This is a genomic window from Candidatus Accumulibacter similis (genome assembly GCA_013347225.1).
Taxonomy (GTDB): domain Bacteria; phylum Pseudomonadota; class Gammaproteobacteria; order Burkholderiales; family Rhodocyclaceae; genus Accumulibacter; species Accumulibacter similis.
The window spans coordinates 2,964,318-2,987,215 of the sequence record CP054595.1 but is presented as its reverse complement, the minus strand read 5'-3'; the positions used below and the strand labels follow the sequence as shown (position 1 = coordinate 2,987,215).

The following is a 22,898-nucleotide window of genomic DNA, read 5'->3' as shown; positions in this document are numbered from 1 at the left end:
CGTCATCATGCGAGGCGACTCGCAAACATAATGACGCGGATCCGGGCGTTGGATCCGGGCCTTCCTTGCGGTACCGCCTGCGAGCTGGATCAGGATCATTTGGTTCCGACTGGGTCGCTGACTGAACCGGGATCAGGTAGGTACGACTTGATGGCAGAAAGCTTCCTGTGCCGACCACGGAACAGGAAGCTTTTCCGTTGACCCGTGTGGTTTGCGTGCGCGGACGGTGGCGAATTCAGACCTTATTCACCTGCCGCCTTGCCGCTCGCGATGGCGGTTTCTTGTTTCTTGCGTCGGATCGCGAAGGCCGCAATGTCACGCCCCGGCCTCTCAAATCTGGAACCAGCGTCGCCTGACGACTGCAGGCGGCGCGACAGCGCTTCCGGCCCTATGTGGCTGCCACGAGGGATGGTGGCGGAGCGCTGAGCGGTATGCTTGCCTGTGCGGCCGACGACCGTTCAGCCGGTGACGAGGGAGCGGCTGCTGGAAGTGTTCAGCGCTTCAAGCTTGCCCACCGCTTGCGCCCGGTTGCTGACATTGATCTTCTGGAAGATGCTCTTCAGGTGGTTCTTGACCGTGAAGCCACTGATGCCGAGGATCATGCCGATCTCGACATTGGTCTTGCCGCGGCGGACCCATTCCAGGATCTCGCGCTCACGGTTGCTGAGGCTGCTGACACCGAGCGAGTCGAGCACGCTCGTATAGCCGGGACGGCTCCTTGCCAGGACCGGAAGGGCTTCGATCTTGCTGAACGCGGCGTCGACGTGCGGCAACAGCAGCTCGAACAGGCGCCGTTCCTGGCTGCTGAATCCCTCTCGCTGCCGCAGCAGGATGTACAGGTGATCGACCCTGACACGCGTATCCGGGATGGCGTGGCAGAGGGCGTGTTTCATCGTCGCCAGGGCGGCGTGCGGTTCTGCATCCGCAAGGTAGCGTGCGAAGTCACGGGAGAGCGCGGCCGGACCGGCATTGTTCGCGGCCGCAGCCCAGTCCTCGTGAATCCGCTCGGCGAATATCTGCACCGTGCGCGGAGGCACCAGCGAGGTGCGCAGTCCCGGAATCGCCGAAACAATATCGTAGTGATAGGCTTCACTACCGAGCGACCCGTTGCAGGAGACAAGCACGTCGTGCGGAATCATGCGGCGGACGTCCCCCTGCAACCACAGCAGAAGGCTCAGGTGACTTTCCACCGCCAGCGAGGCGCGCATCGTCCTCACCAGCAGGGCGCTGTCGAAGTCGTTTGCCGATGAAGTCAGGATCATCTGGTTTCTCTGTTGGTGAAACTCGCCTGCCTGTCGGTAGCCGCGATCACCGATTATCGTTATCGGCCGCCCTGCGGACGCCCCGGCAGGCCCTCTCGTGCTGCCAAGTGCTCTGCCGCCTTGGCTTGCCAGCAGCTTGTTTCGTCCGCGAGCGCCATCGTCCGATGCGGATGTCTGACCGCGATCGACAGCCTGATGTTGCCTGGCGCCGATTACGTCTTTTCCGCATTTCCGACGCTGCGAAGCTTGCCATGCGGTCGATTTCCCCGGTGAGAACTACGTCACGGTGGCGGCGCTTTCAGTCTATAGAATGGCCGTGTGATGACAGACTCATCGACCCGGCCGGCTGGCGCGGGGCGAAACGCGTCTGGGAGATTAAACAGACGTGCATTTTCTTGCGGGAAGCGATTGCGATGGCCAGAAACAGACCATTTTTCGGCGTCAATAGGGTAGGCGGATCATTGTTCCAGTTCGTCGAGTCGCTGGTTGACCCAGCGGCGCAGATCGTTGCTCTTGTCCTGCTGATGTACTGGTCCGGTGATGATGCCTACAACCATTATCTGGTATTCGGCGTTCTTCTCTTTGCCGTCGGTTTCCCGGGAAAAAGCCTGATTCAGCTGCGGCTGCGGCACGTTGTCCGTGAAGTGTTCCTCAATTGGCTGGCAAACGCTTCGTTGCTCGTTTTCTTCGGCTGGGCGACCAGTCTCTACAAGGTTTTCCCACCGGAAGTCCTGCTTGGCCTGCTGTGGCTGACGCCGCTGTTGCAGCTGAGTGGTCATCTGTTCCTGCGGCAGGTGATGCCCCTGCTGCTGCGCGCCAGCGGGCCGGCGCGGCGGGGAGTCATCGTCGGCTGCAACGGGTTGGGCAAACACCTGGCGGCGCAGATTGCGGCGCATCCGATGTTGGGGATCAAACTGGACGGCTATTTTGATGATCGCGAAGTCGAGCGCCTCGGCATTGCCGCCGATCAGCTCAAGGGGCGCCTTGCCGACGTCGCCGATTACGCGAAGAAGCAGGCCGTCGATGCGATTTACCTGGCGCTGCCGATGGCGACGCAGCCACGCATCCTGTCGTTGCTCGACGCGCTGCGCGACACGACCGCTTCGGTCTACTTCGTTCCCGATGTCTTCGTTACCGACCTCATCCAGGCGCGCATGGACGCGGTCGGGCGCGTACCGGTGATGGTTGTGCGCGACACTCCTTTCGCCGGGCTCAACGGGATCGTCAAGCGGTGCAGCGACATCGTCATCTCGCTGCTGATCCTCGTCCTCATCTCGCCGATCCTTCTCCTGGTGGCGCTGCTGGTGAAGCTCGACTCACCCGGCTCGGTGATCTTCAAGCAGCGCCGCTACGGGCTCGACGGCAAGGAGATCATCGTCTACAAATTCCGCTCGATGTCGGTCTGCGAGGACGGGCCGCTGGTGGCACAGGCGTGCCGCGGCGATCCCCGCGTGACGCGAGCGGGAGCCATCCTGCGCAAGACATCGCTCGACGAGTTGCCGCAGTTCTTCAACGTCCTGCAGGGCAGGATGAGCATCGTCGGCCCACGGCCGCACGCGGTTGCGCACAACGAGACCTACCGCAAGCTGATCAAGGGTTACATGGTGCGGCACAAGGTGAAGCCGGGAATCACCGGCTGGGCGCAGGTCAACGGCTATCGCGGCGAGACGCAGACGCTCGACAAGATGGAAGGGCGAGTCGCCTATGACCTCGAGTACCTGCGCAACTGGTCGCTGAAGCTCGACCTGTACATCATCTTCCGCACCGTCGCCCTCGTCTTCAAGGATGCCGGTGCGTATTGACGGTCGGCGCCTGCGGCTGCGCGCACTCTGGTCGGCGGCGCTGCTGCTCGCGGCGCCGCCGCTGCCGGCTGCGCCGTCAGCTGCCGAGTTGCGACCCCCGGTTCCGTCGGCCAGGGTGGCGAGCGAACCTGGCCCCTTCCGCTTGAGCATCCAGCGCTCGGAGTACGTGCTGCAGGGCACCGCGGGCCGGCCCGTCGGCAGCGGCAGTGGCAGTGGCGCAGCGCAGCGGCTGCGGGTGACGAACCCGTTCTCGCCGCTGATCGAACGGCAGGCGCGCGCCAGGGGCGTCGATCCGGGGCTGGTCCATGCGGTGATCCGCGCCGAGTCGGGCTATCGGCCGGACGCCGTCTCGCCCAAGGGCGCAGTCGGCCTGATGCAACTGATGCCCGCCACCGCCAGTCGCTTCGGCGTCGCCGACCGCGAGCACCCGGAGAGCAATGTCAGTGCCGGTACGGCCTACCTGCGGCTGCTGCTCGACCGCTTCAACAGCGTGCCGCTGGCGCTGGCGGCGTACAACGCCGGCGAAGGGGCCGTCATGCGCCACGGCAACCAGATTCCGCCCTATGCCGAGACCCGCGGCTACGTGGCGCGGGTTCTCCGCGACTACGGCGACGCAGCGATCGCGCCGGCTCCGCTGCCGCCTGTCTATGGCGCGGGGCTGCGGCTGGCCGATAGCGATCTGTCGCCCTATCGGCTCATCTCCGCTGCACCGCCGCATCGCCACGACTTCCGACAGCCTGCACGCTCGATTCCTCGATCTTTCATGGGATTGATGCACGTGCCCTGACTACCTGCGAATGTGCCGTTGGATCTCCCATCCTTCTTGAACCTTTCTAGTGAGCGCAGTGATGACACAGCATCTCCCGAAAAGCCCGCTGAGCGACCGCCCGCCCCAGCGGGTTCGCGACCTGCCCGAGGTCCTTCTTCGGAAGTCTCTCGAGGAGTATTTTCAAGAACCACCGCCTGCGACAGCTGTGGAGTGTGACTACTCGCTTTGGCGCTGTGTCGAAACAGACTTTGAATTTGCCTGGCCGCCAAGGGCGGGTTCGGAGGTGTTCTACCAGTGGATCGGCGGGTTCCCGTTCTATTACCCGGGGACGCGCTGGGAGTATCGCGAGGTGGCGGATCGCTTGCGTGCTGAATCCGCAGGCCGAACCGACGGGTTCACGGTGTTGGATGTGGGGTGCGGATCGGGACGGTTCCTGTCCTCCTTGAACTTTCTTCCCATCAAGGCCCGCCACGCCCTGGATTTCAGCCCATTGGCCATTCGCGAATGCGAGGCGAAGGGGCTGCCCAGCCATTGCGGCAGCATCGAGTCCGCCCTGGGCGCGGGATTCGTGGCTATGCAGTCCTTGGACGCCGTGACCTCTTTCCACTGCTTGGAACATGTCGAGCAGCCGGTGGAGTTCGTGGAGCAGATGCTCTCGCTCTTGAAGCCCGGAGGATCGCTATGGGTCAGCACGCCCAACTCCCCGATGTCGTTCGAGTCGGAGTGGTTCGATGTGCTGAACCATCCACCGCACCACTTGGGCCGGTGGAATCCGACAGCCTACCGCGCGCTGGCCAGGAGGTTGGACTGTGAATGTGATCTGTTTTCGCCCCCGGCCTCGCCGCTGCGCTTTGCCATGGGCGCCTTCAAGCTGGTGTCTTATGGCCCAAGCCGCCGCGTGGGCAGGGTGAAACGCCTCGCGGATCTGGTGGCGGGCGTGGGGCGCTTCGCGGGGATCTGGCGGCGGCAGCGTCGGCGCGTTGCGGCGGCCGGCGTGCTGGCCGGGGACGCGATCCTGGTCCGGCTGACCAAGTGACTGGCTGGTGGTCATCGCCCAGCTCACGACTGGCAGGCGCGAACATTTCTCATGGCAGAGAGCCACGTCGTTGCGGCCCTGATCACCAAACGCGCGGAACTGACGGGGCTGATCGAGCATCACCGGAAGGAAATGGGACGTCTGGCCGATGACTTGGCCCACCTCGACGCGACCCTCAGGCTGTCTTCCCCGGAAATCGACCTGCGGACGATCTGGATCAAGGCCCGTCGGGTGCGAAACCGCTTGTTCCGGCCGGGTGAATGCCGGCGCATGGTCCTCGAGATTTTCGGCGAGGCGCAAGATGCGGCGCTGAGCAGCCGCCAGATCGGCGATGCGCTGACGGCCCGCCGGGGACTGGAGGCGACCACCGTCATGATCAAGCAGATGCGGAACAACGCCATTGACGTGCTGCGTGGCCTGCAGCGTAGCGGGACCTTGGTCCCGGCCGGCCGTGACGGACATGTACGCCCCGTCGACGTGAACCTCACCCGACAGTGCGCATTCGTCCCGGCGCACCAGCAGGCTCTCGCGAATCTTGTGCAGCAGAACGTAATCGGTCTTGTACGATACGCCCAAGTCGCGGCCCACGTGCAGGACAGAAATGCCCTTGACGGGGTTGGTGAACAGGATCGCCGCCGCCAGGTACAGCCGCAGGGACAGCTTGTGGAAGGCGAAGATCGTTCCGGAGTGACCGAGAAATCATCCTGGCAGCCCGCACAGCGCCAGATCTTGCGGGTCGGCCGGAAGTAGTGCCGGTGCGCCATGCCGTAGTGCGGGCAGACCACCTACTCCCCTTTGCCCCAGCGCAGCTGGCGGATCAGGGCCTCATCGTCACTCACGGCCAGAACCCGGACCACGAACAGGCTACGGGCTTCGGCTTTCAGCAGGAAATGCAAACTCGCCGCACAGGCTCATGATGCTGCGTCATGGAGATCAGTGTTGGGCTCTACGGGCTCACAGAATGCGCCCGACAAGAAGGAAAAGTCGTCGCCGGCGCGGCGCCCGGCAGAGGCGTGGGGTGGTTGCTCCACAATGCCGGTCGGCCGTTTGTCGAAGGTCCCGCCTGCAAAGCACGGCAGAAAAAGAAACGGCCCGCCAGGGGGGGACTGAGCGGGCCGGGTGAAGCAGTCGCCGGACCACTTTGGGGGAGGGGGAGGGGAGGGGTGTGCCCCGGCGACAGAACGAATGCTACAGACTTGAACCCGCGGGATCTGTGAAGTAGTTGGCCTTTTGTGTCACAACGTGTAGCGGACGATCAGACGAAGGGATCGGCGACCGCGGCGAACAGCCGCGCGAGCAGCGCACGCTCCTTGCCGTCGATCGATTCGAGGAACTCGTCGGCCCGGCCCATGCAGCGAAAGGCGTTGAAGCCGCGGTCGAGAAAGTCGTGCAGCTCGCCGAGTCCGGCGAGCTGCGCCGGGCCGCGCATCAGCCGCAACATGGTGCTGAGCAGCGGCTTGCGGGCGAGGCGGTCAAGGGCTTCGCCGGTCTGCCGGATCAGCGTCACCTGCCGTTCCCGCTCCGCGCGACAGCCGACGGCGCGGTAGGCGGCGGCATAGGCGTCCTCGTCGATGTGCTCGAGCATCCCGGCACGCTCGAGTTCCGCCACCATCGCCGAGTCCAGCTCCTCGGACAGCGCGTCGACCTCGACCGCCAGGGCGACGGTCCGCAGCGCCGAGACCGGCAGCATGCGGATCAGCAGCGGCAGGATGCGCTCGACCTCTTCGTCGCGGCTGCTGAAATCCTTCGGGCCGTAGAGATCGGAGAGAAAGAATTGCGCCGCGACGCCGAAACGGGGGCTCGCCAGCAGATCGGCATGGGTGCGCGCGAGACGTCCGGCCTGCCACTCGCGCAGGCGCAGGCGCTTCGCCGCGGCTGCCGGCTCGCTGTTCGCCTGCAGTCGCAGCCGCTTGGCCGTCTGCAGGTGCTGCCGGAGCGCTGCTGCGCACTCCTGCTTCTCGGTCGAGACTGTTGCATCGTCCATGGGGGCGGATTATGCGCCGCCCGCTCCGCCCTGTTTAGAGGCCGTCGCCTAACCGGGGGCAGCGGCAGCGTCTACACTGGCTGCTGACCGAACCTCTGCCAGGAGCAGCGCATGCCTCATCCCGAGTCGTTGGCCAACCGCTTTGCCCGCCTGCAGGCGGCGGCACGCAGCGAGCCGAACCCGCCGCGCGCGCTGCGCGAGCGTCGCCTGCAGGCACTCGGCCGCCTGCTGCTCGACAACGAGGCGGCGATCGCCGACGCCCTGCGGCAGGATTTCGGTCACCGCTCGCCGGCCGAGACGCGGCTGCTCGAGATCTTCCCGAGCCACGAGGCCGTTCGCCACGCCCGCCGCCACCTGCGGCGCTGGCTGCGGCCGCGGGCGCGGCCGGTGTCGCTGTGGTTCCAGCCCGGCAGGGCGGAAGTGCGTTACCAGCCGCTCGGCGCGGTCGGCATCATCGTCCCCTGGAACTACCCGATCTTCCTCGCCGCGGCGCCGCTGGCGGCGGCTCTGGCGGCCGGCAACCGGGCGCTGGTGAAGATGTCGGAGATCACGCCGGCAACCGCAGCGCTCTTCGCCACGCTCGTCGGCCGTTACTTCGCCGACGACGAGCTGTCGGTCGTCGAGGGTGACGTGACGGTGGCGCGCGAGTTCGCTGCGCTGCCCTTCGACCACCTGCTGTTCACCGGCTCGACGCCGGTCGGGAGGCAGGTGATGCATGCGGCGGCCGACAACCTGACGCCGGTCACCCTCGAACTCGGCGGCAAGTCGCCGGCGATCATCGGTCCGACGCTGGCCGGCAGCCCCGCCTTCGTGCACGCCGTCGAAAGGATCGTCATCGGCAAGTGCCTGAATGCCGGCCAGACCTGCATAGCGCCCGACTACGTGTTGCTGCCGGCCGGGCTGGAGCACTCCTTCGTGCACCACGCGCGCCAGATTCTCGCCCGCTGCTACCCGGACATCGATCACAACGGCGACTACTCGGCGATCGTCGATCAGCGCCAGTACGCGCGCCTCGTCGGCTACGTCGACGAAGCGCGCGCCGCCGGCGCGAAGGTCGTCGACCTCGTGCCGGGCGCGACCGCCGATCCGCTGCGACGCCACCTGCCGCCGCTGGCGCTGCTCGACCTCGACGACGGATTGCGCGTCATGCATGAGGAGATCTTCGGGCCGCTGCTGCCGGTCATCCCCTACCGCGACCTCGGCCAGGCGATCCGCCGCGTCAACGAGCGGCCGCGGCCACTGGCGCTGTACTACTTCGACAGCGACCAGGGCAACATCGAACGGGTCCTCGACGAAACCGTCTCCGGCGGCGTCACGGTCAATGACACGATCCTGCACATCGCGCAGGAGGAACTGCCCTTCGGTGGTGTCGGTCCGAGCGGCATGGGCTGCTACCACGGCTTCGCCGGCTTCGAGACCTTCTCCGTCCGCAAGGCGGTCTTCCGGCAGTCGCGGCTGTCGGCGATCGGTCTCTTCAAGCCGCCCTACGGTGTGCTCTTCGACCGCCTGACGCGGATCCTGCTGCGATGATCGTCAGCCGCCGCCAGTTCATCCGGACCGGCGTCGCCGGCGGCCTGCTGCTTGCCTTCTCCGGCTGGCTCAACGCCGCCGGCGGACGGCAGCTCAGCGTGGGCGAGCGCGAGATGCTGGCGGCGCTGTGCGGCGCGCTGCTCGACGGCGCGCTGCCGCCCGCCGGCGAGGAAAGGCGCCGGCTGATCGCGCTGACCGTCGATGGGATCGCGACGACGATCGCCGGCCTGTCGCTCGCCAGCCAGCGCGAGATCGGCGAACTGTTCGGGCTGCTGGTCCTTGCGCCCGGGCGGCTGGTCCTCGCCGGCGTCAGCAAGCCGTGGCGCGAGGCGACGCTCGGCGAGGTCAGCGACTTCCTGCAGTCCTGGCGGACGAGCCGCCTCGCCCTGCTGCAGGGGGCCTACGGAGCACTGCACGACCTGACCTTCGGCGCCTGGTACGCGCGTCCCGATACCTGGGAGGCGATTGCCTACCCCGGCCCTCCGCGAGGCTACTTCTGATGCAGGATCCGATCCGCGCCGGTCTCGCTGCCGGCTGGAAGCACATCGACGCTTCGACCCTCGGCAAGGGCCAGACGGTCGAGGCCGATGTCGTCATCGTCGGCAGCGGCGCCGGCGGCGGCGTCACCGCCGACATCCTCAGCGACGCCGGCCTGCGCGTCATCCTCGTCGAGGAAGGCCCGCTGCGCTCGTCGACCGACTTCCGCATGCGCGAGTCCGACGCCTACCCGGAGCTGTACCAGGATTCGGCGGCGCGCAAGACCACCGACAAGGCGATCAACATCCTGCAGGGGCGCTGCGTCGGTGGCTCGACGACCGTCAACTGGACCAGCAGCTTCCGCACGCCGCCGGAGGTCTTCGCCTTCTGGCAGCGTCACTTCGGTCTGCGTCAGCTGAGTGTCGAATCGATGAGTTCGTGGTTCGCGGTGATGGAGCACAAGCTGTGGGTGCGGCCCTGGGAGACGCCGCCGAACCAGAACAACAAGGTTCTCGCCGCCGGCGCGGAAAAGCTCGGCATCCCGATCGGCGCCATCAAGCGCAACGTCAAGGGCTGCTGGAACCTCGGCTATTGCGGCATGGGCTGCCCGACCAATGCCAAGCAGTCGATGTTGCTGACGACCATCCCGGCGGCGCTGAACCGTGGCGCGACGCTGTACACGCGGCTGCGGGCCGAGCGCCTGCGCTTCAGTGGCGGCCGCATCAGCGCCCTCGACTGCCAGGCGCTGCGACCCGACGGCATCCATCCATCGGGCAAGCGCGTGCAACTGCGCGCGCGGCATTTCGTCGTCGCCGCCGGCGCCATCGGCAGCCCGGCGCTGCTGCTGCGCAGCGGCGTTCCCGACCCGCATCGGCTGCTCGGCACGCGCACCTTCCTGCATCCGGTGGTGATCTCTTCGGCCTTGATGCCGGAGCGCGTCGACGCCTATGCCGGCGCGCCGCAGACGCTGTACTCGGACTTCTTCCTGCAGCAGGCGGCGATCGACGGTCCGCTCGGCTTCAAGCTGGAAACGCCGCCGCTGCACCCGGTTCTCTACGCGACGACCCTGCAGGGTTTCGGCGCTGCCCATGTCGCGCTGATGCGCGAGTTCACCCGCGTCAATGTGATCCTGGCGCTGCTGCGCGACGGCTTTCATCCCGACAGCCAGGGCGGCCAGGTGCGTCTCGGTGGCGATGGCCTGCCGCTGCTCGACTACCCGCTCGGCGAGGTGATCTGGGAGGCCGCGCGGCGGGCGCTGCTGGCGATGGCCGAGATCCAGTTCGCTGCCGGCGCGCGCGCGGTGACGCCGGTGCACGAGACCGCCCCGCTCTATTCGAGTTGGGCACAGGCGAAGAAGGGGATCGCCGAACTGCCGCTGAAGCCGCTGCTCTGCCGCATCGTCAGCGCGCACGTGATGGGTGGTTGCGGCATGGCCGACACGCCACAGCGCGGCGTCGTCGATCACCGCGGCCGGCACTTCTGGCTCGGCAACCTGTCGGTGCACGACGGATCGCTGTTTCCGACCAGTCTCGGCGCCAATCCGCAGCTGTCGATCTACGGCCTCGTTGCCCGCAACGCCGCCCTGCTCGCCGCCGAGCTGTCGGGCCGGCCGCCACCGCTGATTCCCTGACCGGGAGTGCCTGCCGTGCTGGCGCGTGCCCTCTGCCTGTCGCTGCTGCTCGAAGCCGCGCTCTATGTCGCCGTCGCGACGCTGGCCTTCGACGCGTCGCCGGCGCGCGCCGCCGCGGCGGCACTGGTGGGCGTCCTCGGGCTGCGCGCCGTGCTCGTCGCGACCAGCTACGCCTGCGCGTTCGCCTGGCGCTCGCCGGCGCCGCGGCTGCGCGCGACGCAGGCGCTGCGCATGGTCCTTGCCGAATACGCCGCCTTCGTCGTCAGCTTCGTCATCATCTTTCCCGTCGAACGCTGCTGGATGGGTGCCGACCGCCTGCCGCGGGTCGCCGGCGGCGCTGCCCGGCGGCGCCTGCCGGTCCTGCTGGTGCACGGCTACGGCTGCTCGCGCGGCGCCTGGTGGTGGCTGCGGCGGCGGCTCGAGGCCGCCGGCTGGACGGTGGCGACGATCAGCCTCGAACCGGTCTGCGCGAGCATCGACGACTACGTCGAACCGCTCGCGCGGCGGATCGACGCCGTGCTGGCGCAAACCGGCGCCGACCGCTTGCTGCTCGTCGGCCACAGCATGGGCGGGCTGGCGGCGCGCCGCTACCTGCAGCGCTGCGGCAGTGCCCGGGTGGCCAGGCTGGTGACGCTCGGCACGCCGCATCAGGGCAGCCGGCTCGCGCACATCGGCGCCGGCGAGAACGCGCGCCAGATGCGGCCGCACAGCGACTGGCTGCGGGCTCTTGCCAACCCGGCGCCGCTGCTCGATACTGTGGTCATCTACAGCCCGCATGACAATTTCGTGATGCCGCAAGCCAACCTCGAGCTGCCCGGAGCCACCGCGCGGGCGATTGACGGTCTCGGTCACCTCGCCATGCTCTTCTCGCCACGCGTCGCCATCGCGCTCCTGGCCGCGCTCGCCGCCGCCGACGGGGCCGCGGACAGCCGGCGATGAAGGCAAGGCTGCTGCTCGCCGGCTGCTGTCTGCTGCTCGCGGCGCCGGCAGCGCTGCCGGCCGACGAGGTCTTCGTGACCCGTGGCGCCGGTGGCCCGGTGTTCTCCGACAAGCCACAGCCGGGCTCGAAGCCGGTGCAGTTGCCGCCGCCCAACGTCATGGACCCGGTACCGGTCGGCCGGCCGCCGACGCCGGCGGGCGGCACGCCCGGCGACGCCGCCGGCCGGGGCGAAGCGGCGGCGGCAAGCTACCGCCGCCTGGCGATCCTCTTCCCCGAGGATGGCGGCGCCGTCGTCGCCAACACCGCGCTGTTCGAGGTCCGCCTGGCGGTCGATCCGCCGCTGCGGCTCGGCGAGGGCCACGCCTTCGTCGTCGCCATCAACGGCCGGCCGGTCGAACAGCGCTTCACCGCCAGCGAGTTCATGATCCCGCCGGAATTCTGGGGCGACACGCTGCCGCCTCCCAACCAGTTCCACCAGCTCGACGCGGCGATCGTCGACGGCGCCGACCGGGTTCTGCTGCGCGCCCGGCCGGTGACCTTCCAGATGCGCCATGCGTTCATCGAGCGGCGCCGGCCCTGGCATCGGCCACCCGCCGCAGTGCCGCCACGGCCACCGGCGGGGCTGCAGCCGTCGCCCGCCGTGCCGTCGCCGGTGGTGCATCCCGGCCTGCCGCAGCCGATGCCGTCAGCGCCGCCGCTCGGTGCCACGCCGGCGCCACCACCGCCAGCGCCGCTGCTGCATCCCGGCCTGCCGCTACCGCTGCCGCAGGCCGGCTCGCAATCGCGATGACCAGCACTGACCAAGCAGCGCGCGACGACTGCGCGCGGGCCGTCAGGGCGGCACTCGCCGGCGACTGGCAGCAGGCGCACGCCATCGTCCAGGAACTCGACGACCCGCTGGCGAGCTGGATCCACGCCATCCTGCACAAGGTCGAGGGCGACCCCTGGAACAGCCGCTACTGGTACCGGCGCAGCGCCGGCCGCCACTACGAGGACTACGCCGACAGCGACGGCGAACTGCTCGCCGCCCTTGCCGAAACCGAGAGGAAATAGCCAGCCGATGGGACCACAGACGCGCTTCATCACTTCCGAGATCTGCCAGGTCGGCGGACCGGGGCAGACCGACCAGAGCGACGCGGCGATCTATCTCGTCCACTTCGCCGATGCCGCCGTGCTCATCGACGCCGGCAGCGGCCGCGCCAGCGACCGCGTGCTGATGAACATCGAAGCCGCCGGCGTGCTGCCGCAACAGATCGAGCACCTGCTGCTGACGCACTGCCACTACGACCACAGCGGTGGCGCGGCAAGCTTCCGGCAGCGCTTCGGCTGGCGGGTGGCGATCCACGAACGCGAGGCCGCCTGGCTGGAAGCCGGCGACAGCCAGGTCAGCGCCGCCTGCTGGTACGGCGACCACCTGAACCCGTGTCCGGTCGACCGGCGCCTCGCCGGTGGCGACCGCATCCCGCTCGCCGGCCGCGAACTGGAGGTGGTCCACATCCCCGGCCACTCGCCCGGATCGGTCGCCTTCGTCGTCGACTCCGACGATCGCCGCGTCGTCTTCGCGCAGGACGTGCACGGTCCGATCCATGCCGCGCTGCGCTCGAACGTCCGCGACTACCGGGCCTCGCTGCGCAAGCTGCTGGCACTCGAGGCCGACATCCTCTGCGAAGGGCATTACGGCATCTTCGTCGGCAAGGCGAGAGTCGCCGCCTTCATCGAACGCTTCATCGATGACTGACCGAGCGTGACGCAGAACCGCCAGATCCTGCTGATCGGGCCGCAGAGCGGCGAGACGATCGTCGTCTCCGCCGCCAGCGGCGCCGTCGGCAGCGTCGTCGGCCAGCTCGCCCGGATGCGCGGTTGCCGCGTCGTCGGCATCGCCGGCGGGCCGGAGAAATGCCGCGCCGTCGTCGAGGAGTTCGGCTTCGACGCCTGCATCGACCACCGGCAGCACGGCGACACCCGCGCGCTCGCCGCTGCCATCGCCGACGCCTGCCCGGATGGCGTCGATGGCCACTTCGAGAACGTCGGCGGCAGAATCCTCGACGCCGTCATGCGGCGCTGCAATGCCTTTGCCCGCATCGCCATCTGCGGCCTGATCGCCGGCTACGACGGCGCGGCGATCCCGCTCCACGAAACGCCGTCGATCCTGCTGCGGCGACTGAAGCTGCAGGGCTTCATCGTCAGCGAGCACATGGAATTCTGGCCGCCGGCGCTGCGCGAACTCGGCGGCCTCGTCGCCAGCGGCCGCCTGCGCTATCGCGAGAGCATCGCGCAGGGACTCGAGAACGCGCCGGCGGCATTCATCGGCCTGCTGCACGGGCAGAATTTCGCCAAGCAACTCGTCCGCCTGGTCTGAGCGCCGCTCGCTGCGGCAGACGCCGTGGCTGGCGCTTCACTGCGCACCTTGGCCCGAGCCGAAGCTGCGGGACGAGCATGGCCGGCAGCAGGAGGACACCGCGGTGACCGGTGCCGTGGATGATCACGAGTGTGGCAAGCCGCGCAACCGCCGCCAGGCGCGCGCGCCATGTTGGCGATCGGACCGCGCCAGCGAAGACACGCAGGTCGACCTTCCCGCAGGCTGGAGTCTGTCGAAAAACTTTACAGGGTGATGCCGAACGGTCGCTCGCTCGCGCCCCGCAGACCGGCGCACAATCCAATTGCAGCAAGCACTTGAAGCTGCTCTGCAGCTACTGGCACGGAAACTGCTTTGGGTCTTGCGCCGCGATCCGGACGCGATCGCCCACTCAACCACCAAGGAGAAGAAAATGATGTCCTTCCGCAAGACCATCCTGGCTGCAGCGCTGCTCACCGTCGCCGGAGCGGCGACCGCGGCGAGTGTAACCGTCCAGTTCCCGACGAGTTCGGCTACGGTCGTGGGCTCGGTTGGCTCCATCAGTGCGACGGAGATCGGCTACTTCTGGTCGGTTGCACGCGGCGACCTCGTCTCGGAGAACTACTTCGCTACGGGCCTGTTCAACCCCAGTTCGCTGTCGATGAATCTCAACGTGACCCAGAATGTGCTGTCGCCGGGTCAGTCGGTAGACTGGGACGTACTGGTGAACAACGTCGACGTCGGTGACTGGAGCTGGTCGTCTGCCGACGGCACGGGCCTGACCAACATCGCACTGGCCTTTGCTCCGATCGCCGGCGAGTTCAGCTCGCTCGCGCTGGTCGTCAAGAACGAGGTTCCCGGCGGCCTGGGATCGATCGCACTCGGCCTCGACACGAGGACGACCGTATCGGGCGAACTCCCCGAGCCCGGCACCATGCTCCTGCTGGGCCTGACGATGGCCGGTCTTGCCGCCACCCGTCGTCGCCAGTAAACGTCCTTCTGCGCCGCGATTGAGCAGGCCGGGTCGGCTTCCGACCCGGCCGCTTTCGTCTTGGGGCGTCCACCGCGAATGGCCGTCGCCGAGGCGGCAGCGCCAGAGCCAGCAATGAGCAATGGGCACGAAGCTGCGCCGGACGCCCGGCCCGCGCCGGCGTCAGCGCGGAAGAATGCCCGTAGCGCGGCCGGTCCGACTGCGCGAGACCGCGCCGCGCAGCCGGCAGCCCGGCGCCGACGAGGATGCCGATGTCGGTCAGCAGGCTGCGCTGGTCGGCGAAATGGCTGTGCCCGAGCCCGGGGACGCTCGTATCGACCGCCGTCGCGTCGATGGTCTCGAGGCCGTCGGTGGTGAAGGGTATGCCGTCGATGGCGCCGACGCGCTCGGCCCGGTGCAGCAGCGCGGAGAAGAAGAGCGCCCGGTCGCGTTGCGAAGCGTAGGAGGCGTCGTTCGCGCCGGCGTCGCGGATGCGCGGAAACTGCTGCCGGAAGAGATCGACCTGGACGTCGGCGGCGACCAAGAGGACCTGTGCCAGCTTGCGGTTCGGCCAGGCGCCGCCGGCCAGCCCGTGCAGCAGGACGCGGTTGCCCCTGCTGTGCGCCAGCAGGTGCACCTGGCTCCAGGGGCCGCCGGCGAGCGACTCGATGAAGCCGCGGAAGGAGACCCGGAACCTCGCCGCCGCCCCTCTGTATCAGACCAGTTGTCGCCTCGGCAGGATCTGAGACGAGGGGGCGAAAGGGAGAAGATACGGATGGCGAGATACGGACAGGCGATGAAGGATCGTGTGTTGGGGAGGCTGCTGCCACCGGAGGGCGCGGCGATCGAAGAGGTGTCGCGAGAGGTTGGCATTTCGGTGGACACGCTCGAGCGTTGGCGAGCAGAGGCGCTGTCCAGGCACGCTCGCGAGCGGGCCTGGACAGCGGCGGCGCGGCTGCAGGTGGTGATTGCGACAGCGGCGATGGACGAGGCGCAGTGCAGCGCCTGGTGCCGGGAGCACGGGTTGTATCCGAGCGAGCTGGCGCGCTGGCGGGATGAGGCGACGCAGGCACTGGCCGATCCGGGAGAGTCGCGCGCACGGCCGGCCGAGACGCGCGCCGACAAGGAGCGCATCAAGGAACTGGAACGGGAACTGAAGCGCAAGGAGAAGGCTCTGGCGGAAACGGCCGCCTTGCTGGTCCTCTGAAAAAAGCTCTCGGCGATCTTCCACGGGGCCGCGGACGAATGATCCGCCAGCAGGATCGCCAGACGCTGATGGCCCAGGTCGAAGCGGTTCTGCAGGCGGGAGCGCGCAAGGCGCCGGCCTGCGTGCTGGCGGGTATCGATGCGCGCAACTACCGGCGCTGGCAGGCCGACGCCGATGGCCGCGGTGACGGCCGACCGCTCGCCGGGCGGCCGAAGCCGGCGCATGCGCTCAGCGAGGTCGAGCACGCCGGGATCCTCGCCGTGGCCAATGAACCGCGCCTTGCCGAACTGCCCCCGGCCCGCATCGTTCCGGCCCTGGCCGACGAGGGCCGATACATTGCCAGCGAATCAGGCTTCTACCGCGTTCTGCGCGCGCATCACCGGCTCCGCCATCGCGGTCGCGCGCTTGCCCCGACGGCAGCGCCAAAGCCCCCGACAACGCAGCAGGCGACGCGACCGCGCCAGGTCTGGTGCTGGGACATGACCCATCTGCCCGCTGCGGTCCCCGGACAATGGTTCCTTCTCCACCTGATCCTCGACATCCACAGCCGCGAGATCGTCGGCTTCACCGTCGAGGCGACCGACCACTCCGACCACGCCGCCGATCTGCTCCGCCGCAGCGCGCTCGCCGAAGGCACCGATGCCCTGGCCAACAAGCCCGTGCTTGATGGCGACAACGGCGCCACCCTGAAAGCCACCCCCGGCACAGCGCCACGATGGCCAGGATCACGCCATTCTCGCTGCGCGCCGACAGCTCTGCCACGCGGCGCGCAACGCCAATCCTGCTCGCTGGAGCGGACACTCTTGCAGCTGGGCCCCCGCCGGCTCTGTCACCCCCAACCCCGACCGGAATCCAGCCAACCCGGATGCCTCCACCTGCACCAAGAGCATGCCGATGGCCGCATGAGTTCACGCGGCAACTGGCTTGACATTCACCGCGGTCTTCAGGGCGGCCGGCTGGGGCGCCGGTGTGGTGACCCGAGCCCGGCGGACAGGTCAAGGCGCTGTTGGTGTGCCCTCCGGCGATTTGCGGAGCGCGACTTCCGCCCAAAGGGCTTTGCCAAACGCCTTCCAGGCTGGACCTCCGTGGCATTCGAATCCCACACCAGCACATTCCTCCATCGTCTTGAGCATGATGCCGGCAAGACCGAAGAGATCAACCTTGGCCATGAGCTTGCGGTCGATCGGGCTGGTAGAGGCAAGTCTGATCTCGGCAGCGGACTGGTCAAGCGCTTCCCTTGCCAGAGCACGCACCTGGACGTCATCCGTCCAGTCGATGCCGAGAATGATTCCCTTCCGTTCAATCTCGAGCTCAATCTCCCTGGTCTGTGCAGTGTAATTCTCGAAACCGGCCATCGTATCCTCCTTCGCTCGTGGTACTCGACTCTACCAGGATAGAGGATAGCCGCAACGAAGGCAGTCGGGCGGGAAGGATGGCATGGACGTCAGCCGGAAGAATGGTTTGATTCGATGATCGGCATCGTGGAGCTGGCGAGCTTGATCTGTGGTCTGTCGAGCCAGGGCGCTGGGTCTTCAACTGGATCGAGAAGAACCGGGATGCCGCGATCGATGAGGTGGCGAAGGAAGTCAAGGAGGTGCTGTGAAGGAGGCGTGACACGGGTGCCGTGGGCCACGACCGTGCCCCGTGCCGAAACCTTTCTGGTTGCTGTCGGTCGGACTGCTGAAGCCTGGGCGGGAGCGCTGCAGGTCCTTCGCCAGGAATCGTGGTTTGACGGCGATTGCCAGGCACGAGGCACTTCCGAAAGTGCCATCGAAGTTCTTGCTGTCATTCTTCAATCTCTTCCGCATGCCGTGGCGGACGTGCCAACGGCGGCGGAGCCCCGACAAGGAGAGCCAGGCATGAGCACAGTGGCGCTGACCATCGACTACAGCAACGGAGCTCACAAGCATTTCTCGAGCATTCCCTGGAAAGAGGGCTTGACGATCCTTGGAGCCATACAGGCGAGCGAGGAAATTGTCCCGGGAGTCAAAATCAGTTTCGGATCCGACCGGGTCGGGCACGTCCTCAAGCTCGTCATCGACGGATCTCCCCGGGAGGACGGACCGGCATCCGAATGGGTGGTCTGGGTCAACGCGAAGCCCTTCCAGGGTCGTCTCGGCACGGAAACGAGCTTCGGCTTCAAGCCCGATGAGCGCGAGGACAACCTGCTCAAACCGGGAGATCACGTCCTGATCAAACAGGTCTTGGTGCCCTGAGACTCGGTGCAAGGCGAAACGGGTGTGCCTGGGCGCTGCTGGTGGCTCGGATCGACGAGGCTCTTCCGCTCGCCTGACCACGGTGCCGCAGCGAGATGCGAATCATCGCCATCACCGCCTTCACTGAAATGTACGTCCATGTTCAGAGGAATGGTCGAGGGGCCCAGCATCTACCATGATCCCCACCGCAATTCGCTGACATTGTCGCCATCTTGCGGTTCGTCGTCCACACGCCCCCCTTGTGGTCGCCAGCGGGCCGTGCGTGCACGCGGCTTCGATCGTCAGAGCAGCGCGTGCCGGAAGTCATCGACCGGCAGACCGCGACCGAGCGACAGCGCGTCGCGCTGGTCTGCCGACGCCAGCACGTAGAGAGCGACGCGGTCGCTGCTGGCGTCGATCGCCGCCGCCAGCCGGGCGCGCAGCGCGCGGCGCTCGCCGCGGTCGAGCCAGCCTTCGAAGACACTCTCCTGCGCGCGGCTGGCGAAGGCTTCGAGAACGCGCACGACACGCCGCCGCCGGCGTGCGTCGGCGATGTCGAAGCAGACGACGGTGAAGCCGGGCGGAGCGTCGTCCATCAGCCGATCCAGTACGCCGCCGGCCGCGGCGCAGGCGGCTGATCGCCGAGCGTCTCGCGCCGCGAACGATCGCGCAGCGCCAGCGGATACGCGCGTACGGCGTCGGCCGCCGGCTCGATGACCGCCGCCACCTCGGCGAGCAGCGCGTGCAGCTCGGCGCCGCTCAGCCAGGCCTCGAAGACGCTCTCCTGCACGCGCTCGGCGCGCCGTCCGAGAACCCCCGCCAGCCGCCGCCGGCGGCGGTCGTCGGCGACGTCGTAGACGAGCACCCAGAGGCGCATCGTCAGCGCGCCATGAACGGGCGATAGGCCGGCGCCTCGCCGCGCAGCACCTCGATCCAGTGCGCCACCTGCGCCCGCATCGCCCGCCGGTAGTCGCCGTCGGGGCCGCCGAGGGGATGCCCGACGGCGCTCTGCAGCTTGGCTTCCAGCGCAGCGATGAAGGCCTTGCGCAGCGGCAGCCCGATGCGGCAACCGGCGTCCACGCCGATGAGAAGACGTCCCACATGCTGCCGGAGGTGCCGACGAGGATCAGCCGCTGCGGATTGAGGTGTTCGGCGAGGGCGAGACCGAACCAGGCGACGCTGCGCGCGAAGTCGGCGCTGAAGCGGTAGGTGGTCTCCTGGTAGCCGGTCCGCTGGGCGTCGAGTCGGCCTTTGCCGAGGAAGCTTATGAGGGTGGTCATGGGGATTCTCCGGTGGTTGCCTCAGTCTTCGGCGTGGGCGCCGGCGGCGTCGATCTCGCCGTAGCCCACCGCCGACGGTGGTAGGGTGAGGCAGTAGCGGGGCGGCCGCTTGCTGCCGTTGCTGATCCGGTAAGGTGCTGCGGCGGGGCCAAGCTGGCGGTTGAGAGTCTCGTTCAACTTCGAGAGCCGGCTCGAGAAATAGCGGCCGTCCATGCCGTCGCGCAGGGCTTTTTCGGTGCGCTCGCTTTCGCCGAGGAGGCCGTTGATCCAGTGCAGCTCGACGCGATAGCGCTTGCGCCATTCGGCGTCGGGAACTTCCTTCGGCGGCGCCGGCAGCGGCGGCTCGCCGCGCAGCGCCCGCCGGGCGAAGACGCTGAGCAGCGCGAGTTCTGCCGGCGGCAGCGCGAAGACCTTGCCGGCGGCGCGGATGCGGCGCCCGGCGAGGTCGATCGTCAGTTGTGGCGGTGCCAGCGCCAGGCGCGCGGCGGCAACCGCCTCGCTGTAGCTGGCGCGGCCGGTCAGCAGCGCTTCCGGCAGCCCGTGGCGCAGGCTGACGATCGGCAGGTCGGCGAGGGTGATCTGCGCGCTGGCGGCGTCGGCGAGGCGGCCGCCGGCGAGTTCGATGACCTGGCTGGCCGGCGTCGGGTAGTAGAAGGCGCTGCTCGACTCGAATGGCTCGGCGACGAGGACGTGTGACAGCCTGTCCTGCGGCCGCCCGTAGAGCGACAGCGCGTAGCCGAGGAAGAAGCCCATCGTCTTGCGGCCACCGGCTATCGAGACGTGCAGCGCGCAGTCGGGATCGGCGGTGAAGTCGCGCACGAGTTCGGTGATGCCGTCGGCGGCGCAGCGGTTGTCGTCGGGCGAGCGGATGTCTTCGAGCGGATCGCCGGCGGCGTCCGTCAGGACGTGGATGTGCCCGGCCGCGAAGTCGATCGGCGGCAGCGCGTAGTCGCGGCAGAGGCGGTGGAACCAGCCCGGCTCGTCCGAGAGCAGCGCCAGGCGCGCCTTCTCGGCGCCGCTGCGGGTGGTGATGAGGTGGATTTCGCTGGGGACGAAGGCGCTGGCGCCCTGCGCGGGGGCGATGGCGAGCGCATACAGGGTCTCGGTGACGATCTGCGGCGACAGGCCGGTGACGGCGACGAGGATTCGTCGCGGGTAGGCGTTGGGGTTGTCGCGGGCGTAGGGCATTTCTTGACGGTGCGGTGACGGGGTGAGCCGCATTGTCGCCGTTTTCTGGCGTCAGCAGGGTCTTTGGCAAGCTTGCGATGCATGCCCTGCAGCCCATCGGCACGCGCCGCTGCGTGCTGCTGCGCGCGGCGATCGATAGGCCCGATTCTTCTCCTCCCCGTGGCGATGACGGCGCCGCCTCCGGACGGCTGCGCCGGACGCCCGGCCGGCGCAGCCGTCAGCGCGGAGAAGAACAGCGCCCGGTCGCGTTGCGAAGCGTAGGAGGTGTAGTTCGCGCCGGCGTCGCGGATGCGCGGAGACTGCTGCCGGAAGAGATCGACCTGGACGTCGGCGGCGACGAAGAGGACCTGTGCCAGCTTGCGGTTCGGCCAGGCGCCGCCGGCCAGCCCGTGCAGCAGGACGCGGTTGCCCATGCTGTGCGCCAGCAGGTGCACCTGGCTCCAGGGGCCGCCGGCGAGCGACTCGAGGAAGCCGCGGAAGGTGTGCGCCGAGAGCAGCGCGCGCTCCTCGTCGGCGCCGTAGCCGAGCAGCGAGCCGCACGATGGCCAACTGAAGAGCACCACGCGGCCGCGAAAGTTGAGATCGAAAGCCAGTTGCGCGGCCCGCCGCGCGGCTTCCTCGAAGCTGACGTTGTAGCCGTGCGTGAACACCGGCATGTGCACGCTGTCCCAGTTGCCGATCAGTGCGTCGCGCAACGCCAGTTGCTGCAGGTCGTCAGCCATTTCTCATTCCCTTCCGTTGAGCGCGCGGTACGCCGCGGCAGCAGCCGGCGGGTCGACCTCTTCCGACAGCGAAGCGTAGCGGCTGCGAAACGCCGCCCAGCGGCGCGGCTCCGCCGCCCGGTCGAGCAGCTGCTCCCCCCCGGCCAGCAACCCGCGCGCCCGCTCCGCGTCGCGCTGCTTGCCGAGCGCCGCCAGCTCGGCAAGCAGCGACTGCAGCCGCCGCTACATCATCCATTCTCTGCCCGCCCCGACAAACAGCGACCCGACACGGCAGGTTCAGCAGGCGCGCATGAATGCTGCGTTTCGGCGCGACCGGAGGAGGCTCACCCTCGAGCGGCAAGAGGAACTGCGGCAAATCCATGCCGGTCGGGTTGCAGCTCTCGCGCCCCTTCTCCGAGGCGCTCATTGTTTACAACATAAGTATCTTAAATTTACAATGAAACTCTCTTGGGTTTACGACCGAGGCAATGGCAAAGCCCTCAAGATTCGCAGATCTGCTCTGGACCGTCACCACGGACGTTGCCGAGCACCCGCGCGACCTCACCCGGCACTACGCCGATCGCCTGGGCGTATCGCGAGTCGCCGCAAACAAGTACATCCAGCGTCTCGAGCGCGAGGGGTGGATCGCTCGCAGCGGGCCGTCGACTCATCCTGTCTTCAGCCCCGGATACAAGCGAAAAGTCGCGCGTAGATACCTGCTCTCGGGTCTCGAGGAACATGTCGTCTGGGAGAAGGATTTCAGACCCCACTTCAGCCTGGCCCGAAACATCCAGAGCATCGCGAGCCACGGGTTCACTGAAATGGTCAACAACGCCATTGATCACTCGGCCGGGAAGTCGGTCTTCATCGGGACCAGCCAGGATGAAAGCACGCTTCGCGTGATCATTTCTGACGATGGCGTCGGAATCTTCGCGAAGATTGCCGCGGCACTGGGTCTGCCTGACATGAGACAGGCGCTCTTCGAGCTGGCGAAGGGGAAGCTGACGACGGATCCAGGCAAACACACCGGCGAAGGGGTCTTCTTCACCTCGCGCATGTTTGACTCGTTCGAGATCAGTGCGAACGGTCTGCAGTTCAATCACGACGCAAGCTCGCGTCACGATTGGCTGCAGGAAGCGCCGGGCGTCTTCGCGAATGGGACGGCGGTTTTCATGCGGATTGCACTCGACTCCAGTCGAACCACCGCGGAAGTCTATTCCCAGTTCACCGCTGCTCCTGAAGACTACGACTTCTCGAAGACCATCGTTCCAATGAGGCTTGCAAGATTCGGTGACGAACAACTGGTGTCACGTTCTCAAGCGAAGCGACTGATCGCCAGATTTGATCGCTTCCGGACGGTGATTCTTGACTTCGCGGATGTCCAGGAGATTGGCCAGGCTTTCGCCGACGAACTGTTCAGAGTCTATGGGGACAGCCATCGAGAAGTTGAGTTGCTGCCACGGAACATGACGGAACAAGTCGAGAAGATGTGGCTTCGTGCTGTTGCACCGCGGAGCAGCTAGCGACGAGGTCCAATGTACAAGGATGGATCGTGCGAAGCCGACGCGTCGGCACGGCACCACGGCTCACCA

The 22,898-nt window shown here is 67.5% G+C and carries 21 protein-coding genes and 3 pseudogenes; 16 read left to right on the top strand and 8 right to left on the bottom strand.

Translation table 11 applies throughout. From position 1 onward, the window contains the following. Nucleotides 1-458 precede the first annotated feature (458 nt). Nucleotides 459-1,262: a hypothetical protein gene (locus HT579_13140; GenBank protein QKS29770.1), complete on the bottom strand. Its 804-nt coding sequence runs from the start codon at nt 1,260-1,262 to the stop codon at nt 459-461. 524 nt (nt 1,263-1,786) lie between these two features. On the opposite strand from HT579_13140, the gene HT579_13135 reads away from it, so the two are divergent. The 4 genes and pseudogenes from HT579_13135 (at nt 1,787) to HT579_13120 (ending at nt 5,331) form a co-directional block, all read left to right on the top strand. Further along, nucleotides 1,787-3,064, top strand: a complete 1,278-nt coding sequence (locus HT579_13135; protein ID QKS31640.1) for an undecaprenyl-phosphate glucose phosphotransferase — start codon at nt 1,787-1,789, stop codon at nt 3,062-3,064. Next, the gene (locus tag HT579_13130) at nt 3,048-3,851 is read left to right on the top strand and encodes a lytic transglycosylase domain-containing protein (GenBank protein ID QKS29769.1); all 804 of its coding nucleotides are present in this window, start codon (nt 3,048-3,050) and stop codon (nt 3,849-3,851) included. The genes HT579_13135 and HT579_13130 overlap by 17 nt, the downstream gene beginning before the upstream one ends. Before the next feature lie 61 nt (nt 3,852-3,912). After that, nucleotides 3,913-4,869, top strand: coding sequence for a methyltransferase domain-containing protein (locus tag HT579_13125; protein ID QKS29768.1), 957 nt, complete (start codon nt 3,913-3,915; stop codon nt 4,867-4,869). A gap of 51 nt (nt 4,870-4,920) precedes the next feature. Continuing rightward, nucleotides 4,921-5,331: pseudogene (locus tag HT579_13120) on the top strand (hypothetical protein). A gap of 793 nt (nt 5,332-6,124) precedes the next feature. Here the strand turns inward: HT579_13120 and HT579_13115 are convergent. Beyond that, complete coding sequence (locus HT579_13115; GenBank protein ID QKS29767.1) at nt 6,125-6,853, bottom strand: hypothetical protein; 729 nt, start codon at nt 6,851-6,853, stop codon at nt 6,125-6,127. A 111-nt stretch (nt 6,854-6,964) separates the two neighbouring features. Here HT579_13115 and HT579_13110 point away from each other — a divergent pair, with 111 nt between their 5' ends. From HT579_13110 to HT579_13070, 9 genes are all read left to right on the top strand, one after another. Then, nucleotides 6,965-8,383, top strand: a complete 1,419-nt coding sequence (locus HT579_13110; GenBank protein QKS29766.1) for a coniferyl aldehyde dehydrogenase — start codon at nt 6,965-6,967, stop codon at nt 8,381-8,383. After that, nucleotides 8,380-8,883: a hypothetical protein gene (locus HT579_13105; GenBank protein QKS29765.1), complete on the top strand. Its 504-nt coding sequence runs from the start codon at nt 8,380-8,382 to the stop codon at nt 8,881-8,883. Before HT579_13110 ends, HT579_13105 begins: the two co-directional genes overlap by 4 nt. Next, a complete protein-coding gene (locus tag HT579_13100; GenBank protein QKS29764.1) occupies nt 8,883-10,490 on the top strand; it encodes a GMC family oxidoreductase in 1,608 nt (535 codons plus the stop codon). The genes HT579_13105 and HT579_13100 overlap by 1 nt, the downstream gene beginning before the upstream one ends. Before the next feature lie 15 nt (nt 10,491-10,505). After that, nucleotides 10,506-11,429 (top strand): alpha/beta fold hydrolase, encoded by a 924-nt coding sequence (locus HT579_13095; protein ID QKS29763.1) that lies wholly within the window; start codon nt 10,506-10,508, stop codon nt 11,427-11,429. Next, a complete protein-coding gene (locus tag HT579_13090; protein QKS29762.1) occupies nt 11,426-12,220 on the top strand; it encodes a hypothetical protein in 795 nt (264 codons plus the stop codon). The genes HT579_13095 and HT579_13090 overlap by 4 nt, the downstream gene beginning before the upstream one ends. Further along, complete coding sequence (locus tag HT579_13085; GenBank protein ID QKS29761.1) at nt 12,217-12,483, top strand: hypothetical protein; 267 nt, start codon at nt 12,217-12,219, stop codon at nt 12,481-12,483. Before HT579_13090 ends, HT579_13085 begins: the two co-directional genes overlap by 4 nt. Nucleotides 12,484-12,490: 7 nt before the next feature. Further along, nucleotides 12,491-13,168 carry an MBL fold metallo-hydrolase gene (locus tag HT579_13080; GenBank protein ID QKS29760.1) on the top strand — a complete coding sequence of 226 codons (678 nt, stop codon included), beginning with the start codon at nt 12,491-12,493 and terminating at the stop codon, nt 13,166-13,168. A 114-nt stretch (nt 13,169-13,282) separates the two neighbouring features. Then, nucleotides 13,283-13,789, top strand: coding sequence for an NADP-dependent oxidoreductase (locus HT579_13075; protein ID QKS31639.1), 507 nt, complete (start codon nt 13,283-13,285; stop codon nt 13,787-13,789). A gap of 409 nt (nt 13,790-14,198) precedes the next feature. After that, on the top strand, nt 14,199-14,756 hold the full coding sequence (locus HT579_13070; protein ID QKS29759.1) for a PEP-CTERM sorting domain-containing protein: 558 nt from the start codon (nt 14,199-14,201) through the stop codon (nt 14,754-14,756). A 235-nt stretch (nt 14,757-14,991) separates the two neighbouring features. Here HT579_13070 and HT579_13065 read toward each other — a convergent pair. Beyond that, nucleotides 14,992-15,405 (bottom strand): annotated as a pseudogene (locus HT579_13065) (alpha/beta hydrolase). Between the two features lie 105 nt (nt 15,406-15,510). Between HT579_13065 and HT579_13060 the strand changes: the two are divergent. Then, nucleotides 15,511-16,848 (top strand): annotated as a pseudogene (locus tag HT579_13060) (transposase). An 89-nt stretch (nt 16,849-16,937) separates the two neighbouring features. On the opposite strand, the gene HT579_13055 reads toward HT579_13060, so the two are convergent. Next, nucleotides 16,938-17,297, bottom strand: coding sequence for a hypothetical protein (locus HT579_13055; protein ID QKS29758.1), 360 nt, complete (start codon nt 17,295-17,297; stop codon nt 16,938-16,940). A gap of 504 nt (nt 17,298-17,801) precedes the next feature. Between HT579_13055 and HT579_13050 the strand changes: the two genes are divergently transcribed. Continuing rightward, complete coding sequence (locus HT579_13050; protein QKS29757.1) at nt 17,802-18,158, top strand: hypothetical protein; 357 nt, start codon at nt 17,802-17,804, stop codon at nt 18,156-18,158. A gap of 281 nt (nt 18,159-18,439) precedes the next feature. Here HT579_13050 and cas2 (HT579_13045) read toward each other — a convergent pair whose 3' ends face one another. From cas2 (HT579_13045) to HT579_13030, 4 genes are all read right to left on the bottom strand, one after another. Further along, nucleotides 18,440-18,733, bottom strand: a complete 294-nt coding sequence (gene cas2, locus HT579_13045; protein ID QKS29756.1) for a CRISPR-associated endonuclease Cas2 — start codon at nt 18,731-18,733, stop codon at nt 18,440-18,442. Continuing rightward, on the bottom strand, nt 18,733-19,014 hold the full coding sequence (cas2, locus tag HT579_13040) for a CRISPR-associated endonuclease Cas2 (GenBank protein QKS29755.1): 282 nt from the start codon (nt 19,012-19,014) through the stop codon (nt 18,733-18,735). Before cas2 (HT579_13040) ends, cas2 (HT579_13045) begins: the two co-directional genes overlap by 1 nt. A gap of 2 nt (nt 19,015-19,016) precedes the next feature. Continuing rightward, a complete protein-coding gene (locus tag HT579_13035) occupies nt 19,017-19,238 on the bottom strand; it encodes a hypothetical protein (GenBank protein QKS29754.1) in 222 nt (73 codons plus the stop codon). Between the two features lie 200 nt (nt 19,239-19,438). Then, on the bottom strand, nt 19,439-20,605 hold the full coding sequence (locus HT579_13030) for a TIGR02584 family CRISPR-associated protein (GenBank protein ID QKS29753.1): 1,167 nt from the start codon (nt 20,603-20,605) through the stop codon (nt 19,439-19,441). Between the two features lie 1,189 nt (nt 20,606-21,794). Between HT579_13030 and HT579_13025 the strand changes: the two genes are divergently transcribed. Continuing rightward, on the top strand, nt 21,795-22,829 hold the full coding sequence (locus HT579_13025) for a DUF4325 domain-containing protein (protein ID QKS29752.1): 1,035 nt from the start codon (nt 21,795-21,797) through the stop codon (nt 22,827-22,829). Nucleotides 22,830-22,898: the final 69 nt, after the last annotated feature.

Excerpts from the sequence above, each read along its gene's own strand:
- HT579_13140 (QKS29770.1), bottom strand. The coding sequence starts at position 1,262 with ATGATCCTGACTTCATCGGCAAACGACTTCGACAGCGCCCTGCTGGTG.
- HT579_13135 (QKS31640.1), top strand. The coding sequence starts at position 1,787 with ATGTACTGGTCCGGTGATGATGCCTACAACCATTATCTGGTATTCGGC.
- HT579_13130 (QKS29769.1), top strand. The coding sequence starts at position 3,048 with ATGCCGGTGCGTATTGACGGTCGGCGCCTGCGGCTGCGCGCACTCTGG.
- HT579_13125 (QKS29768.1), top strand. The coding sequence starts at position 3,913 with ATGACACAGCATCTCCCGAAAAGCCCGCTGAGCGACCGCCCGCCCCAG.
- HT579_13115 (QKS29767.1), bottom strand. The coding sequence starts at position 6,853 with ATGGACGATGCAACAGTCTCGACCGAGAAGCAGGAGTGCGCAGCAGCG.
- HT579_13110 (QKS29766.1), top strand. The coding sequence starts at position 6,965 with ATGCCTCATCCCGAGTCGTTGGCCAACCGCTTTGCCCGCCTGCAGGCG.
- HT579_13105 (QKS29765.1), top strand. The coding sequence starts at position 8,380 with ATGATCGTCAGCCGCCGCCAGTTCATCCGGACCGGCGTCGCCGGCGGC.
- HT579_13100 (QKS29764.1), top strand. The coding sequence starts at position 8,883 with ATGCAGGATCCGATCCGCGCCGGTCTCGCTGCCGGCTGGAAGCACATC.
- HT579_13090 (QKS29762.1), top strand. The coding sequence starts at position 11,426 with ATGAAGGCAAGGCTGCTGCTCGCCGGCTGCTGTCTGCTGCTCGCGGCG.
- HT579_13085 (QKS29761.1), top strand. The coding sequence starts at position 12,217 with ATGACCAGCACTGACCAAGCAGCGCGCGACGACTGCGCGCGGGCCGTC.
- HT579_13080 (QKS29760.1), top strand. The coding sequence starts at position 12,491 with ATGGGACCACAGACGCGCTTCATCACTTCCGAGATCTGCCAGGTCGGC.
- HT579_13075 (QKS31639.1), top strand. The coding sequence starts at position 13,283 with ATGCGCGGTTGCCGCGTCGTCGGCATCGCCGGCGGGCCGGAGAAATGC.
- HT579_13070 (QKS29759.1), top strand. The coding sequence starts at position 14,199 with ATGATGTCCTTCCGCAAGACCATCCTGGCTGCAGCGCTGCTCACCGTC.
- HT579_13055 (QKS29758.1), bottom strand. The coding sequence starts at position 17,297 with ATGGCCGGTTTCGAGAATTACACTGCACAGACCAGGGAGATTGAGCTC.
- HT579_13050 (QKS29757.1), top strand. The coding sequence starts at position 17,802 with ATGAGCACAGTGGCGCTGACCATCGACTACAGCAACGGAGCTCACAAG.
- cas2 (QKS29756.1), bottom strand. The coding sequence starts at position 18,733 with ATGGACGACGCTCCGCCCGGCTTCACCGTCGTCTGCTTCGACATCGCC.
- cas2 (QKS29755.1), bottom strand. The coding sequence starts at position 19,014 with ATGCGCCTCTGGGTGCTCGTCTACGACGTCGCCGACGACCGCCGCCGG.
- HT579_13030 (QKS29753.1), bottom strand. The coding sequence starts at position 20,605 with ATGCCCTACGCCCGCGACAACCCCAACGCCTACCCGCGACGAATCCTC.
- HT579_13025 (QKS29752.1), top strand. The coding sequence starts at position 21,795 with ATGGCAAAGCCCTCAAGATTCGCAGATCTGCTCTGGACCGTCACCACG.